The organism is Polaromonas sp. P1_F6, from assembly GCF_056405695.1.
The window spans coordinates 20,594-35,622 of the sequence record NZ_JBFUBQ010000001.1 but is presented as its reverse complement, the minus strand read 5'-3'; the positions used below and the strand labels follow the sequence as shown (position 1 = coordinate 35,622).

Annotated in this window: 15 protein-coding genes; 7 read left to right on the top strand and 8 right to left on the bottom strand. The window is 63.0% G+C overall.

The genetic code is table 11. From position 1 onward, the window contains the following. The first annotated feature begins 3 nt into the window (after nucleotides 1-3). Nucleotides 4-339, top strand: coding sequence for a DMT family transporter (locus AC1DY9_RS00155; protein ID WP_457279830.1), 336 nt, complete (start codon nucleotides 4-6; stop codon nucleotides 337-339). A gap of 89 nt (nucleotides 340-428) precedes the next feature. On the opposite strand, the gene AC1DY9_RS00150 is transcribed toward AC1DY9_RS00155, so the two are convergent. Further along, the gene (locus AC1DY9_RS00150) at nucleotides 429-1,409 is read right to left on the bottom strand and encodes a tripartite tricarboxylate transporter substrate binding protein (RefSeq protein ID WP_477665499.1); all 981 of its coding nucleotides are present in this window, start codon (nucleotides 1,407-1,409) and stop codon (nucleotides 429-431) included. Between the two features lie 79 nt (nucleotides 1,410-1,488). Then, nucleotides 1,489-2,577, bottom strand: a complete 1,089-nt coding sequence (locus AC1DY9_RS00145) for a tartrate dehydrogenase (protein ID WP_477665498.1) — start codon at nucleotides 2,575-2,577, stop codon at nucleotides 1,489-1,491. A 101-nt stretch (nucleotides 2,578-2,678) separates the two neighbouring features. Between AC1DY9_RS00145 and AC1DY9_RS00140 the strand changes: the two genes are divergently transcribed. Beyond that, a complete protein-coding gene (locus AC1DY9_RS00140) occupies nucleotides 2,679-3,614 on the top strand; it encodes a LysR family transcriptional regulator (protein WP_477665497.1) in 936 nt (311 codons plus the stop codon). A gap of 12 nt (nucleotides 3,615-3,626) precedes the next feature. Here AC1DY9_RS00140 and AC1DY9_RS00135 read toward each other — a convergent pair whose 3' ends face one another. Together AC1DY9_RS00135 and xdhC are read right to left on the bottom strand one after the other, a co-directional pair. Continuing rightward, entirely contained in the window at nucleotides 3,627-4,856 is a 1,230-nt protein-coding gene (locus AC1DY9_RS00135; protein WP_477665496.1) for a urate hydroxylase PuuD, read from the bottom strand. Nucleotides 4,857-5,058: 202 nt separating this feature from the next. Next, entirely contained in the window at nucleotides 5,059-5,895 is an 837-nt protein-coding gene (gene xdhC / locus AC1DY9_RS00130; RefSeq protein ID WP_477665495.1) for a xanthine dehydrogenase accessory protein XdhC, read from the bottom strand. 170 nt (nucleotides 5,896-6,065) lie between these two features. Here xdhC and AC1DY9_RS00125 point away from each other — a divergent pair, with 170 nt between their 5' ends. Beyond that, a complete protein-coding gene (locus AC1DY9_RS00125) occupies nucleotides 6,066-6,581 on the top strand; it encodes a hypothetical protein (protein ID WP_457279824.1) in 516 nt (171 codons plus the stop codon). A 155-nt stretch (nucleotides 6,582-6,736) separates the two neighbouring features. Here the strand turns inward: AC1DY9_RS00125 and AC1DY9_RS00120 are convergent, their stop codons facing one another. Both AC1DY9_RS00120 and uraH read right to left on the bottom strand, forming a co-directional pair. Further along, a complete protein-coding gene (locus tag AC1DY9_RS00120; protein WP_477665494.1) occupies nucleotides 6,737-7,786 on the bottom strand; it encodes a tripartite tricarboxylate transporter substrate binding protein in 1,050 nt (349 codons plus the stop codon). Nucleotides 7,787-7,870: 84 nt separating this feature from the next. Further along, the gene (gene uraH, locus AC1DY9_RS00115) at nucleotides 7,871-8,224 is read right to left on the bottom strand and encodes a hydroxyisourate hydrolase (RefSeq protein ID WP_477665493.1); all 354 of its coding nucleotides are present in this window, start codon (nucleotides 8,222-8,224) and stop codon (nucleotides 7,871-7,873) included. 197 nt (nucleotides 8,225-8,421) lie between these two features. On the opposite strand from uraH, the gene AC1DY9_RS00110 reads away from it, so the two are divergent. Genes AC1DY9_RS00110 through AC1DY9_RS00095 form a run of 4 tightly spaced genes read left to right on the top strand, consistent with a single transcriptional unit; the run spans nucleotide 8,422 to nucleotide 13,059 of the window. Beyond that, complete coding sequence (locus AC1DY9_RS00110; protein WP_457279821.1) at nucleotides 8,422-9,087, top strand: GntR family transcriptional regulator; 666 nt, start codon at nucleotides 8,422-8,424, stop codon at nucleotides 9,085-9,087. 8 nt (nucleotides 9,088-9,095) lie between these two features. Further along, a complete protein-coding gene (gene puuE, locus AC1DY9_RS00105; protein WP_477665492.1) occupies nucleotides 9,096-10,031 on the top strand; it encodes an allantoinase PuuE in 936 nt (311 codons plus the stop codon). A gap of 2 nt (nucleotides 10,032-10,033) precedes the next feature. Then, nucleotides 10,034-11,809, top strand: coding sequence for a 2-oxo-4-hydroxy-4-carboxy-5-ureidoimidazoline decarboxylase (gene uraD, locus AC1DY9_RS00100; protein ID WP_477665491.1), 1,776 nt, complete (start codon nucleotides 10,034-10,036; stop codon nucleotides 11,807-11,809). Beyond that, nucleotides 11,806-13,059, top strand: coding sequence for a M20 family metallopeptidase (locus tag AC1DY9_RS00095; protein WP_477665490.1), 1,254 nt, complete (start codon nucleotides 11,806-11,808; stop codon nucleotides 13,057-13,059). The genes uraD and AC1DY9_RS00095 overlap by 4 nt, the downstream gene beginning before the upstream one ends. Nucleotides 13,060-13,066: 7 nt before the next feature. Here the strand turns inward: AC1DY9_RS00095 and AC1DY9_RS00090 are convergent, their stop codons facing one another. Continuing rightward, a complete protein-coding gene (locus AC1DY9_RS00090; protein WP_477665489.1) occupies nucleotides 13,067-13,945 on the bottom strand; it encodes a phosphate/phosphite/phosphonate ABC transporter substrate-binding protein in 879 nt (292 codons plus the stop codon). Further along, nucleotides 13,942-15,027 carry a hypothetical protein gene (locus AC1DY9_RS00085; RefSeq protein ID WP_457279816.1) on the bottom strand — a complete coding sequence of 362 codons (1,086 nt, stop codon included), beginning with the start codon at nucleotides 15,025-15,027 and terminating at the stop codon, nucleotides 13,942-13,944. Before AC1DY9_RS00085 ends, AC1DY9_RS00090 begins: the two co-directional genes overlap by 4 nt. Nucleotides 15,028-15,029 lie beyond the last annotated feature (2 nt).

Genomic DNA, 15,029 nt, shown 5'->3' with positions numbered 1-15,029 from the left:
CTCATGAACGCTTACCTGGCCCTGGGCATTGCCATCGTTGCCGAAGTCATTGCCACCACGGCACTCAAGTCCAGCGACAGTTTCACGCGCCTGGTGCCCTCGTTGATCAGCATCGCGGGTTATGGCACCGCGCTGTATCTCCTCACGGTGACGATGAAGTCCATCCCCACCGGCGTGACCTACGCAATCTGGTCGGGCCTGGGCATTGTGCTGATCAGCATCACCAGTTTCTTCGTTCACCAGCAGAAGATTGACCTCTGGGGCATGGTGGGGATGGCGCTCATCATTGCCGGCGTGGTGGTGTTGAACCTTCTTTCCAACACCACCAGCCTCCACTGACGCCCCGGTCTTGCGGCCCTGACAGGACTTTCATCTCACGGCAAAGATCCGACATTGAAGTTGAAGCCATAACCGACCGGCGCCGGGAGCTACTTTTTCCCCAGGCCCAGGCGCTTCGCACCTTCGGTGTAGATACGGATGCGCTCCTTCATGAAGCCGTCCATCTGGTCCAGGCCCACGCTGACGAGTTCAAAGCCATTTTTGGCGGCGAGTTCCTTCATCTCGGGGTCGTTGTTCAGCACGGCCCACATGTCGGACAAGCGCCTGCGCGCCTCCAGCGGGGTGGATTTGGGCACGCCAATGCCGCGGTAGGCGCCGTCCACCCAGTCCACACCGAGCTCCCTGAAGGTGGGCACGTCGGGCATCATCGGGTGGCGTTTTTCCATGGCGACTGCCAGCGGGCGCACCCTGCCCTTGTTGCCGATGGCAAACGGCGTGTAGGTCATCGCACCGTCGACCTGCGAGCCGATCACGGCCATCGACATGTCGCCCGTACCCTTGTAGGGCACGTAGGTGCTCTTGACGCCGAAGGCAGCGTTGAGCCGCTCATGCGCCGCATGGTTGGCGGAGTTCAGCCCCGAGCCGCCCAGGTTCAGCTTGCCGGGGTCTTTTTTGGCTGCGGCGATGAAGTCTGCAAACGTTTTGATCGGGCTTTTCTCGGGCACCACCAGCACGTCGGGGGTGTAGTGAAACCAGAACACCGGCACGATGTCGGCAGTCTTGTACTGCACCTCGCCCTCGATGGGCTGGAACACGATGTGCGGCAGGTTGATGCCCACTACATTGAGGCCGTCGCCCGGCAGGCTGTTCATCTGGCCCCACATCAGGCCGCCGCCGGCGCCCGCCTTGTACTGGATGATGGTGTCGACGGCCGGGCATTTTTTCTTGAGCACGACCTGCTGGTGGCGCGCCGACAGGTCCGACTCCCCACCCGGTGGAAAGGCCTGCCAGTACAGCACGTTCCTGTCGGGGCACACCACACCCGCTGCGGGCGCGGCAGTCTGCGCCATCGCGGCGGGCACTGCGACCATGCAGAAAATGCCTATCCACTTTTTCACTTCAACTTTCATGGTGTGTCTCCTGAATGTTTCTGAAGCGGAAAACTCGCCGTCATGCGTAGCCTGGTTGCACCGGCTTTCACTGAAAGGCTCAAGCGGCCTGCAGTAGTCGCTGCCTGCCGACCTCTGCACAGACGGCCTCGGTGACCTGCGCCGTGGTAGCGCTTCCGCCCAGGTCGCGCGTATGCAGGGCGACGTTCGCGGTCGCCTTTTCAATCGCCGCCATCAACACCGCGGCCGCACCGGTTTCGCCCAGGTGCTCCAGCAGCATGACACAACTCCAGAAAGTGCCAATAGGGTTCGCCAGGCCTTTTCCCATGATGTCGAAGGCCGAGCCGTGAATCGGCTCGAACATGCTCGGAAAGCGGCGCTCGGGGTCGATGTTGCCGGTCGGTGCAATGCCCAGGCTGCCAGCCAGTGCAGCGGCCAGGTCGCTCAGGATATCGGCGTGCAGGTTGGTGGCGACCACGGTGTCGAGCGATGCGGGGCGATTGACCATGCGGGCAGTGCAGGCGTCGACCAGTTCCTTGTCCCAGGTCACGTCCGGAAACTCCCGGCTGATCTGCAGCGCGATCTCGTCCCACATCACCATGGCATGGCGCTGGGCGTTGGACTTGGTGACCACGGTCAGCAGCTTGCGCGGGCGGGACTGGGCGAGCCTGAAGGCAAAGCGCATGATGCGTTCAACACCGGCGCGGGTCATCATCGACACATCGGTGGCCACTTCGATCGGGTGGCCCTGGTGGGCGCGCCCGCCTACGCCTGAGTACTCGCCTTCGGAGTTCTCGCGCACGATCACCCAATTGAGCTGCTCCGGTGTGCAGCGCTTGAGCGGCGCGTCGATGCCGGGCAGGATGCGCGTGGGCCGCACATTGGCGTACTGGTCAAAGCCCTGGCAGATTTTGAGGCGCAAGCCCCAGAGCGTGATGTGGTCGGGGATGTGCGGGTCGCCGGCCGAGCCAAACAGGATGGCGTCTTTGTCGCGCAGCGCGTCCAGGCCATCCTCCGGCATCATCATGCCGTGCCGGCGATAGTAGTCGCCGCCCCAATCGAAAGCACTGAAGCTGAAGGCGAAACTCTTTTGTGCCGCGGCCAGGGCCTGCAGCACCTGCTGGCCGGCCGGTATGACTTCCTTGCCAATGCCGTCGCCGGGGATGCAGGCGATCTTGTAGGTCTTCATGTTGGTTCCTCTGTTTTCTCGGTTGTGATCTGCTCACTGTAGCGATTGGCACAGGCAATAAAACCTCTTAAAGTAAGATCACTGTTAACTACAGGTTATGAATGAATCCGGTCAATACAGCCCCCTCGGAGATGGCTTTTTTCAGCCTGCTGGCGCGCTACGGCAGCCTGTCGGCTACGGCGCGCGAGCTCGGCGTCAGCACGGCAGCCGTCAGCAAGCGGCTCGCGCAGATGGAGGCCAGGCTGGGGGTGCAGTTGCTGAGCCGCACCACGCGGCGCGCCAACCTCACGCAGGAAGGCGAGATTTACCTCACGCACGCGCGCCGCATCCTCGCCGACATTGACGACATGGAGCAGCAGGTGTCCAGTGCCGTGGCGGCGCCCAAGGGCCTGCTGCGCGTGAACGCCACCATAGGCTTCGGCCGCAGCCATGTGGCGCCGCTGATCTCGCGTTTCGTGAAAGCCCATCCTGAGGTGGAAGTGCAGTTGCAGCTCACGGTCAATCCGCCGCCGCTGACTGAAGACGCCTTCGATGTTTGTGTCCGTTTCGGTGAACCGCCGGACGCCCGCGTGATTGCGCGGCTGATCGCGCCAAATCGCCGCCTGCTCTGCGCTTCACCGGCCTATCTGGCCCGCCACGGCACGCCCAGGGTGCCGCACGACCTGGCGCAGCACAACTGCATCGGCATACGCCAGGGCGACGAGGCCTACGGCATGTGGCGCCTGGCGTCCGGCAAGCACACGCAGGCCATCAAGGTGCACGGCAACCTCAGCACCAGCGACGGCGAGATTGCGGTGAACTGGGCGCTCGATGGCCACGGTATTTTGATGCGCGCCGAATGGGACATCGCCAAATACCTGCGCAGCGGCAGGCTGGTGCAGGTGCTCGAGAACTACCGCACACCGGCAGCCGACATCCATGCGGTGTACCCGGCCCGCCACCAGCATTCGGTGCGGGTCAGGGCTTTTGTGGATTTCCTGGCCCAGCACTTCGGCAAGCCGTCCACACGCGCTGCGGGGCTGGCGGGCAACTGGTAAGGCTTGCCCGGCTTACTGTGTTTTGGCGCCCGCATCGAACCACTGCCTGATCGCCTGCCGCTCGGCCTCGGTGATGCCCGTGGCATTGTTCATGGGCATCAGCCGCGTGACCACCGCCTGCTGGTAGACCTGCGTCGCGTGGCGCGCCAATGCCTCGGGCGAATCAAGCCGCACGTTTTTCATCTGCACCTGCGCACCGTGGCACAGGTAGCAGCGCTGGGCCATGATGGCCTGCACTTGTTGAAAGCTGTTTTGGCTTGCAGCGCCCACTGGTTGTGCGCCACCAGCTACTGAATTGATAGCGCCCACAGCGACAGGAGGTTTCATCCAGACGATCACGGCGGCGATGACAGCCACGCCCACCAGCGCATACGGCAACGGGTGTCGGTTGCGGCCCAGCTTGTAGCCGTGGCGCAGCACAAAGAACTGGCGGATGGCCGCACCGGCCAGCATCATCAAAATCAGCACCAGCCAGTTCTGCGGGTGGCTCCAGGTGAAGCTGTAGTGGTTGCTGAGCATGGCGAACAGCACCGGCAGCGTGAAGTAGGTGTTGTGCACGCTGCGCTGTTTGCCGCGCTGGCCGTGCACCGCATCGACCGGCTCGCCGGCCTTGATGGAGGCCACCACCTTGCGCTGGCCGGGGATGATCCAGAAGAACACGTTGGCGCTCATGGCGGTGGCCATCATGGCGCCTACCAGCAGGAAGGCCGCGCGCCCGGCGAACCAGTGGCAGGCCAGCCACGAGGCTGCGCACACCAGCACCGCGACCAACGCGCCGACGATGGCGTCTCCGTTTTTCTTGCGCCCGAACAGCTGGCAGATGCCGTCGTACAGCATCCAGAAAATTACAAAGAAGGACAGCGCCACCGCACCGGCCGCACCGGGCGACCAGTTCATCAGCGATTTGTCGACGAGGTAGGTGCCGGCGTTCCACAGATAGGAAATCGTGAACAGCGCAAAGCCCGACAGCCAGGTGCTGTAGCTTTCCCAGTAAAACCAGTGCAGATGGGCCGGCAGCTGCGGCGGCTTGACGGCAAATTTGACGGGGTGGTAAAAACCGCCGCCGTGCACCGCCCAGAGCTCGCCGCTCACGCCCTGCTTTTTGAGGTCTTCATCCTCGGGCGGCGTGAGGCTGCTGTCGAGAAAGACAAAATAAAACGAGGAACCCACCCAGGCGATGGCGGTGATGACATGGACCCAGCGCAGCAGCAGGTTGGCCCAGTCGAGAAGGTAGTTTTCCATATCTCTCAACCTATGCAGCACGCGAGGGCGCTGCCTTGTGCAACCTGCTCACCACTGCGGGCGCTGTAAGCAGAAAACGTGGCCGCGAACAAAAGAAGCTGGCGCCAACTTGAAGTTAGCTCCGGCTTCCCGGCTCCGCTGCGGCCTGACGCGCCAAGTTTATAGAGTTTGGCTTCAGCTCCGAAAAATTTCTGCGCCGCGCTCAACCCGCGTTGATGGTTTGCAACAGCTGGGCCGCTACCGCCACGGCGATGACTTCTGGCTCCTTGCCGGTAATGCCGGGCACGCCGATGGGGCACGTCACTTGCGCCAGCTCGCCCGCGGCGAAGCCTCGAGCTTCCAGGCGGTGGCGGAATACCGCCCATTTGGTCTTGCTCCCGATCAAGCCGATGTAGGGTAAATCGGATTTCTCTCGCTGGCGCAGCAGGCAGGCGGCCACGATGTCCAGGTCTTCCGCGTGGCTGAAGCTCATGATGAGCACACGGGACTGCGGCGCCAGGCCAGGCACGGCGGCTTGTACGGGATCGGAATGTTCGGCCATCACGCGCGGCGGCACGCTGGCGGGAAACACGCCATCGCGGCTGTCTATCCAGGTGAGTGAAAACGGCAAGGGCGCGAGCACCCGCACCAGCGCGTGGCCGACGTGGCCGCCGCCGAACAGCGCCACCGGCGTCAGCGCGGCCTGGCCCAGCCGCAAGGCGAGCGCCTGTATGTCACCCACGCTGACGCACTCAAAGCGAAGCTCCACCACGCCGCCGCAGCATTGGCCCAGCGAAGGACCCAGCGCCACGCGCACGGTTGTCGCCTGACGCCCCTCGGCGCCATCCGCGAGCAGCGCACGAGCTCTGGCGATGGCGTCGTATTCCAGGTGGCCGCCGCCTATGGTGCCCACCAGCGCATCGGGAAAGACGGCCATCCAGGTTCCCGCCTCGCGAGGCACCGAGCCCTGCGCCTCTGCCACCTCCACCAGCACCGCCGGCGCCGAGGCCAGGCGGGCCAGGAAGTCTTCAAGTTGCAGACTGGAGACACTGGAAACCATTGGTGACGACTTGACAGGTGGGTGGACAAAATATTGGGCAAAATGCCTTGAACGCCACCTTAGCACCACCTTGGCCCCTGGCAGCTACGGGGCGTGATAGCAGGTATATACAGAATTCAATGAGCCGGCCGCTCAAAAAGCCGGCAAAGGCAAGCACGATGAGACAAGACATGTCCGACTCCACACCGCGCCGCTTCTGGCTGGTGGCCCTGCTTTCTGCAGCCGGTGCAGCAGTGGTGAGCGCCTGCAAGACCGCGCCGGAACCCGCAGCACCGACATCGAAGGCCCCGGAACCCTCTTCCCCGGTGATCGGGCCGATCGCGGGGCCGCAAGGTTCCGCCAGAAGTTCGGGGGCGTCTACACCGCGCGCCTACCGGGAAGACGGCGCCACGCACATCTACGGCCTCAATTCCGACCGTATCTACAAAGGCCGCATGCCACCGCTGCTGTATGCCGTGGGTGTGCTGAATGTGGAAATCGACAGGGTCGGCCGCGTCACCCGCCTGGACTGGATGCGCGCACCGCGCCATGCACCCGAAGTGATAGCGGAGATCGAACGCACCATCCAGCAGGCGTCCCCCTTCCCGGCGCCTACGCGCATGGGCAAGGTGGTCTACACCGACACCTGGCTTTGGCACAAGAGCGGCAAATTCCAGCTCGACACCCTTACTGAGGGACAGGACTAGCCCCCACGGTCGCTCACTTCGTGTAGCTCCCTGCCCCCCGAGGGGGCCGCCCGCCTGCGGTCTGGCGAAGCCAGTCCCGCGGCTCATGCTGACCTTTGGTCGGCTCGCTTCGCATCGCCAGACCCTGAGCCGCTACCCCTGCTAGGGTCAAGCCCTCACTCTATTTTGAGGTTCTGGGTTTTGACGACGTTGCGCCAGGCGCGGTAGTCGGCTTCTATAAAGTGGCCGAGCAATGCGGGCGAGCCGGGTGCGGCCTCCACGGCGTCGGCCTTGAACCGCGCCACCACCTCGGGCAAAGCCACGACATTGTTGATGGCCGCGTTCAGTGCATTGACGATGGTTGGCGGTGTACCGGTGGGTGCCATCAATGCGAAGTAATTGACAACGTCAATGCCCGCCAGGCCGGCTTCCGTCATGCTGGGCACGTCGGGCAAGGCACTTGAACGTTTGGCGCTTGTTACCGCCAGTGGCTTGATGCTGCCGTTTTTGATGAAAGGCAGCAGGGCCGGGATGGTGCCCGTGATCAGCTGGATCTGCCCGCCGATCATGTCCATGGTGGCGGGCGCCACACCGCGGTAAGGAATGTGCGTGATGAAGGTACCCGTACGGGCTTTCAGCAACTCAAGCACGAGGTGGTTGACACCGCCCGCCCCGGCCGAGCCGTAGTTCAGCGCGCCGGGCTTTTGCCGGGCCAGCGTGACCAGCTCTTTCATGGTGTTGGCCGGCAGCTTGGTGTTGGCCGCCCAAACCAGCGGTCCGCTGGCGATCATGCCCACCGGCGTGAACTGGCGCAGCGGGTCGTAATTGGCGCTGGGCAGGGAGGCCGCCACGGTGGTGAAGGGTGAGGCCACCAGCAGCAGCGTGTAGCCGTCGGCCGGGGACTGCGCCACATACTGCGTGCCTATAGCGCCGGAAGCGCCCGCACGGTTGTCCACCACAAAGGTGGCATTCATGGTTTCGCCGAGTTTTTGCGCAATCAGTCGTGCCATGGCGTCGGTGCCGGCGCCGGGGGCAAAAGGCACGACGATCTTGACGGCGCGCTCAGGATAGATGCCGGCGGGAACGGATGCGGCCGAGGCCGGTGAGCCGGCAGAACCCGCTGAAGGGCCTTGGGCCAATACGGCTGGAGCCACGAGGCTGGCGGCGGTGCCTGCGGACAGCAGCAGGGCCTGGCGGCGGCTCAGGGTCATTGGCTTGACATTCATGGAGGAGGAAGAAAGTTGCACAAACCGCTGATTGTCGCCGCCCCGGATGACGGCGCCATGACACGGGTCTGGCCTGGCACCCGCTCAGCTGCCGCGATAGGTGGAATAACTCCAGGGGCTGACCAGCAGGGGCACGTGGTAATGAAGGTGCGGATCGGCCACACCGAAGTCCAGCGTCACCTGGTCCAGGAAAGCCGGCTCGGGCAGTTTCACGCCGCGCGCCTTGAAGTAGGCCGCCACCTCGAACACGAGCCGGTAGGTGCCGGCTTTCAGATTAGCGCTGTCGTATAGCAGTCCATCGGGATTGCGCCCATCTTCATTGAGGATGAAGTGCTTCACCAGCGTCGCCTGACCCGCATGCGTGGTGTAGAGCGACGCCTTCATGCCGCCTGCCGGCGTGCCGTGCATGGTGTCCAGTACATGTGTGCTCAAGCCCATGGTATTCCTTGGTAGTAGTTGAGGGAGCTGCTCAAAAAACCCTCCTGGCGTTGTTGCGCCACCTTGCCGTGCTGATAGCACTGTCTGCGGCGACGCGCCTGGCCAGGACCGCTTCGCTGGGTTTTTGAGCAGCTCTTGTTTTGATCCGGTTTACCAAAAGTGTATACACTTTTCAGCATTCCGGCTATTATCGACCGATGGAATCGTCAACCACCCACACCATCGTCGAAGCCCTGACCAAGGCTATTGTGGAGCACAGGCTGCATCCGGGCACCAAGCTGGCCGAGCAAAAACTGGCCGACCATTTCGGCGTCTCGCGCACACTGGTGCGGCAGGCACTGTTCCAGCTTTCGCAAAACCGCCTGATCCGCCTGGAACCGGCCCGCGGCGCTTTCGTGGCCGCGCCGTCCGTGATGGAAGCGCGGCAGGTGTTTGCCGTGCGCCGCATGCTCGAAGCCGAAATGACACGGGCCTTTGTGCGCGAAGTCACCCCCGCCAAAATCAAGGCACTGAAGGAACACGTCGCACGCGAAAAATCCGCGGTGGACCTCGGCGACGTTTCGGGCCGGACGGAGTTGCTGGGCGACTTTCATGTGCGCATGGCCGAGCTCATGGGCAATGAAGTGCTGGCCCAGATGCTGGGCGAGCTGACCTCGCGCTGCGCCCTCATTACCCTGATGTACCAGACAGCCAGTGCTGCTGAACACTCCAATGACGAGCACGCCGAAATCGTCAAGGCGCTGGCCGCCAGGAACGAAGCGCTGGCCGTACGCCTCATGAATGACCACCTGCTGCACGTCGAGAAGAGCCTCGCCTTTGACCGCAAGGTACCGACGAACGATATTTCCATGGCGCTGTCATGAGTACTGATATGAACACTGGCTACCCTAGAAATTTGGTCGGCTACGGCCGCAACCCGCCACAAGCCAACTGGCCGGGGCGGGCACGCATCGCCGTGCAGTTCGTCCTCAACTATGAAGAAGGCGGCGAAAACTCGGTGCTGCACGGCGACGCCGGCTCCGAACAGTTTTTGTCCGAGATGGCCAATCCACCCAGCTTTGCCGACCGGCACCTCAGCATGGAAGGCATCTACGAATACGGCTCGCGCGTGGGCGTATGGCGCATCCTGCGCGAGTTTGAAAAACGCAAGCTGCCGCTCACCGTTTTCGGCGTTGGCATGGCGCTGCAACGCCACCCCGAAGTCGCCGCGGCTTTCACCGAACTCGGCCACGAAATCGCCTGCCACGGCTGGCGCTGGATCAACTACCAGCAGATCGACGAGGCCACCGAGCGCGAACACATGCGCCTGGGCCTGGACGCCATTGAAAAACTCACCGGCACACGCCCGCTGGGCTGGTACACCGGACGCGACAGCCCCAACACGCGCCGGCTGGTGGCCGATGACGGCCGGCTCGAATACGACAGCGACTACTACGGCGACGACCTGCCCTTCTGGACTGAGGTGAAACGCACCGACGGTCAGGTCGTGCCGCGCCTGGTGGTGCCCTACACGCTGGACACCAACGACATGCGCTTTGCCCTCCCGCAGGGCTTCTCGCAGGCCGATGATTTTTTCATCTACCTGCGCGACAGCTTTGATGCGCTGTATGCCGAAGGCAGTGCGTCGCCCAAGATGCTGAGCGTCGGCATGCATTGCCGCCTGCTGGGTCGGCCGGGCCGCATCGTGGCGCTGCAGCGTTTTCTTGACCACGTGCAAAAGCATGAGCGCGTCTGGGTCTGCCGCCGCATCGATATTGCGCGCCACTGGCAGGCCAACCATCCTTACATGCCCCGGCAGGAAAGCTGAACATGGCCATCACGCTGGAACAAGTCAATGCCGTACCGCGCGCAGAAGCGCTGCAACTGCTCGACGGCCTCTATGAGCATTCCCCCTGGATTGCCGAAAAGGCGCTGGACGCCCGCCCTTTCCAGTCCCTCGCCCACCTGAAGCACACCATGGCGCAAGTACTGCGCGAGGCCGGCAAGGACGCGCAGGTCAAGCTCATCCAGGCCCACCCCGAACTGGCCGGCAAAGCCATGGTCAGTAAAAGCCTGACGGCGGAATCGACCAACGAGCAAGGCAAGGCCGGCCTCACGGACTGCACGCCCGAAGAGTTCGCCACCCTGCAAAAGCTCAATGCCGACTACAACGCGAAGTTCGGCTTTCCTTTTATCCTGGCGGTGCGCGGCCCGCGCGGCGACGGTTTGAGCAAGCAGCAGATCATCGAGACCTTCGCTCGGCGCCTGCAAAATCACCCTGACTTCGAGCTGCAGGAAAACCTGCGCAACATCCACCGCGTGGTGGAGCTACGGCTCAACGACAAGTTCGCCGCCACGCCCGCGCTGGGCAACGACGTGTGGGACTGGCAGGAAACGATGTCGCAGTACAGCGATCCGGGCTATCTTGAAAAGGGCCAGCTCACGGTGACCTACCTCACTGATGCGCACCGTGCCTGCGCGGCTTTCATCAGCAACACCATGCGGGACTGCGGCTTTGACGAGGTGAAGATCGACGCGGTCGGCAATGTGGTGGGTATCTACAAGGCCGCCACCCCCAACGCCAAGACCCTGCTGACCGGCAGCCACTACGACACCGTGCGCAACGGCGGCAAATACGACGGCCGGCTCGGCATTTTTGTGCCCATGGCCTGCGTACGCGAGCTGCACCGCCAGGGCAAGCGCCTGCCCTTTAATTTTGAGGTGGTCGGCTTTGCCGAAGAAGAAGGCCAGCGCTACAAAGCCACCTTTTTGGGTTCAGGCGCGCTGATCGGTGACTTCAAGCCCGAGTGGCTGGAACAGAAAGACGCTGACGGCATCACCATGCGCGAGGCCATGCACAACGCTGGCCTCAAGCCCGAAGACATCACGAAGATCAAACGTGACGCGGACAACTACCTCGGCTTTATCGAGGTGCATATCGAGCAAGGCCCGGTACTCAACGAGCTCGACCTGCCGCTGGGCATCGTGACCTCCATCAACGGCAATGTCCGCTACCTGTGCGAGATCACCGGCATGGCCAGCCACGCCGGCACCACGCCCATGAACCGCCGCCGTGACGCCGCAGCAGCCGCGGCCGAATTACTGCTGTATGTGGAACGGCGCGCGGCGCAAGACGGAAATTCCGTCGGCACGGTCGGCATGCTGCAGGTGCCCAGCGGCTCCATCAATGTGGTGCCCGGGCGCTGCCTCTTTTCGCTCGACCTGCGCGCGCCCATCGATGCGCAGCGCGACGCGCTGGTGGCCGACGTGCTGGCCGAACTCAAAAGCATTTGCGAGCGCCGCGGTATGCACTTCACGACCGAATTGACCGAGCGCGCCGCCGCTGCCCCCAGCGCACCTGCCTGGCAACTGCGCTGGGAAGCCGCAGTGCAAAGCCTGGGCGTGCCTCTGTACCGCATGCCCAGCGGCGCCGGCCATGACGCGATGAAACTGCACAAGGTGATGCCGCAGGCCATGCTTTTTGTACGCGGCCAGAACTCGGGCATCAGCCACAACCCGCTGGAAAGCACCACCAGCGACGACATCGAACTTGCGATCCATGCCCTGGCGCATCTGCTTACCCATCTTTCTCCTGAACAACAATGACCCTCACTACAGATTACGCCCGGCTTGACAGCTGGATCGATGCCCATTTCGACGAAGAAACGGTATTCCTGCAGCAGCTCATCCGCGTGCCCACCGACACGCCACCGGGCAACAACGCGCCACATGCCGAGCGCACGGCAGAGCTCATCAAGGCCTTCGGTTTTGACGCTGAGAAATACCCCGTGCCCGAAGCCGAAGTGCGTGGCTACGGCATGGAGTCCATCACCAACCTGATCGTGCGCCGCCATTACGGCAACAAAGGCGAAGGCAAAACCATTGCCCTCAACGCCCACGGCGACGTGGTGCCGCCCGGCGAAGGCTGGACCAAAGATCCCTATGGCGGCGAGATTGAAGGCGGCAAGATTTACGGACGCGCATCAGCCGTCAGCAAGTGCGACTTCGCCAGCTTCACCTTTGCAGTGCGTGCGCTCGAATCACTGGACGCACCACTCAAAGGCAGCGTTGAGCTGCATTTCACCTACGACGAAGAGTTCGGCGGCGAGATGGGCCCGGGCTGGCTGCTCAAAAAGGGCCTGACAAAACCCGACCTGCTGATCGCGGCGGGTTTCTCATACGAAGTCGTCACCGCGCACAACGGCTGCCTGCAGATGGAAGTCACGGTGCACGGCAAGATGGCGCACGCCGCCATTCCCGACACCGGCATCGACGCCTTGCAGGGCGCGGTGCACATTCTCAATGCGCTCTATGCGCAGAATGCGCTGTACCAGCAGGTGACTTCAAAGGTCGAGGGCATCCAGCACCCTTACCTGAACGTGGGCCGCATCGAAGGCGGCACCAACACCAACGTGGTGCCGGGCAAGGTGATGTTCAAGCTGGACCGCCGCATGATCCCCGAGGAGAATCCCGCCGAGGTCGAGGCCAACATCCGCAAAGTGATTGCCGACGCGGCCGCCGGCTGCAAGGGCATCTCGGTCGACATCAAGCGCCTGCTGCTGGCCAACTCGATGCGGCCGCTGGCGGGCAACAAGCCCCTGGTGGAGGCCATCCAGAAGCACGGCGAAGCGCTGTTCGGCCAGGCCATCCCGGCCATGGGCACGCCGCTGTACACCGACGTACGGCTGTACGCTGAGGCCGGCATTCCCGGCGTCATTTACGGCGCCGGACCGCGCACCGTGCTGGAGTCGCATGCCAAGCGGGCCGATGAGCGCCTGGAACTCGAAGACCTGCGCCGCGCTACCAAGGTGATTGCGCGGACGCTACTCGATCTGCTGCTGCCCGGCCCGGTCTGATGGCAGGTTACTCGCGGGTGTAGTCCAGCAGCGCGAGATATTCCTTGCGCTCGGCCTTGACCCACTGCTTGACGCCGATCTCGGACATGATGCCGGCCGACTGGCTGTTCATGGCCAGCAGGGAATCCTGCAGGCGGCTGATCATGTCCGCCGGCACGCCGGGGGCGGCCAGCACCGACCAGTTCACCACGGGCTGGGTTTCACCAATGATGCGGCCTCCGCCTTCCTGCCATTTCCTGGCGATGGTCGGATTCACCGCACCCACCTCGGCAAGGCCTGCCGCCACCTGTGCCGACACGGAATCCTGGTAGCGTGTGTAGGAAATATAGGGTTCGCGCACATTCAGGCGGCGCATCTCGGCACGCGCGACCGCCACCGTGGCGGACGATTCGTCAGGCATCAGGATCTTCTTGCCGCTCAGTTGCCCGATGTTGTTGATGGGCGAGCTGTTCTTCACGATAAAGGCGGCCTGGTAGGGCTCGGGCCGGCGCACCAGGGGTTGGTAACCTCCATCGCGAACCAGCTTGGACAGCTGGTTGACGGATTTTCCGAACACCATCAGGGGCTTTTGCTCTGACGATGCCTGCCGCACGAAGTTCTGGATGTCGATGACGGGGTCAACCACCACCTGCTTGTTGCGGATCTGCCCTCCCAGGTAGTCGGCCAGCCCCCGGTAACGCAGGGCCAGCATCGAAATGCTGAGGTCTGCCGTAACCGCCTCATTGATCAGCAGCCTCCAGCGATCAACACCCGCCAGCTGGCCCGCCGCCTGCTGGCTCCAGCTGACCATGGGAAAGCCCTGCCAGGCCACGGCAACCGCGGTGCCCACCACACCGCGAAGAACCGCGCGGCGACCGGTAACTTGTGACAGCAACGGAGTATTCATTTGATCACCTTCAAAGGGTTAATTGCAGATTGCACGGTCTTCTTCGCTGCCTCGTCTTCCCATTGCCTGGCAGCTGTCAAGGTTGCCTTGAATGCCAGCGCACTCTCAAGCAGCCATTTCTTGTTGTCTTCCGAGAGCGCGTAGCTCAACCTGAACTCGTCCATCGGCATGCGGTCTTCCCGCACGGCCTTGATCAACCGGTCCACCTCTGCCGCGGCATGCGCGGGTGTAGACAGCAGCACCAGGCGGCTCATCTTGTCGGGGTTGTTGGGTACATGGCAGTTCACACACTGCGACTCGCGCATCTGCAGCGCCAGGTCACGGTAGCGTTTGTCGACGTTGCCCAGATGCGGGTTTTCCGGCCGGTACAAGCCGTCGAACAGCGTCACCGCCGGTTGGGTGTGGCCCTTGTCGTCAGTCCAGAGCCATGGGCCCTGGTATTTTTCATGCTGCACCGTCTGCACCGGTTGCAACAGCGGCGTGGGCGCCACGTCGGTGAACTGCGCTACCTTGATGGTTCCCGTTTCGGGGCTGATCCAGAGCATCATGCTGCGGGCGTTTTCGTACATCGACCACTTGGCCTCGTCGTGCCAGAACGGATAAGGAAACTGGCCCGGCGGCAGGCGGTTGCGAAAGGCCGCCTCAAGCCGCACCAGGAACATCTTCTCGTCGGCCACCCACTCCACGGTATGCCGGCCGTTGAACATGAAGAGCGGCGCATACATGCCGGTCCAGGCGTCAGGGGCGAACTGGGTCAGGTTGGTCTGGCGCAGGGTGGCGTTGTCCTTTTTGTTTTGCCGACCCCACAGCATGATGGGCGCCACATGTGCACGCAGCTGGCTCGGGCCGAACAGGGTTTGCCGGCACTGCGTGTAGGCATTGACGTCACCGGCCGGCGCCAGCGGGCAACTGCTGGCGAGCTCCGCGGCAATTTCAGCCGCTGCCTGTGCGATGTTGGGCGGTATCGCCCTTTTTTCCTGGGCTTGTACGCCGCAGGAAAATGCCAATATGGCTGCCAGCAGTCCGGCCCGCCATGGCGAAAGTGAAAGTGAAAACAGACGTGCTTGAATCAACGTACCCATTT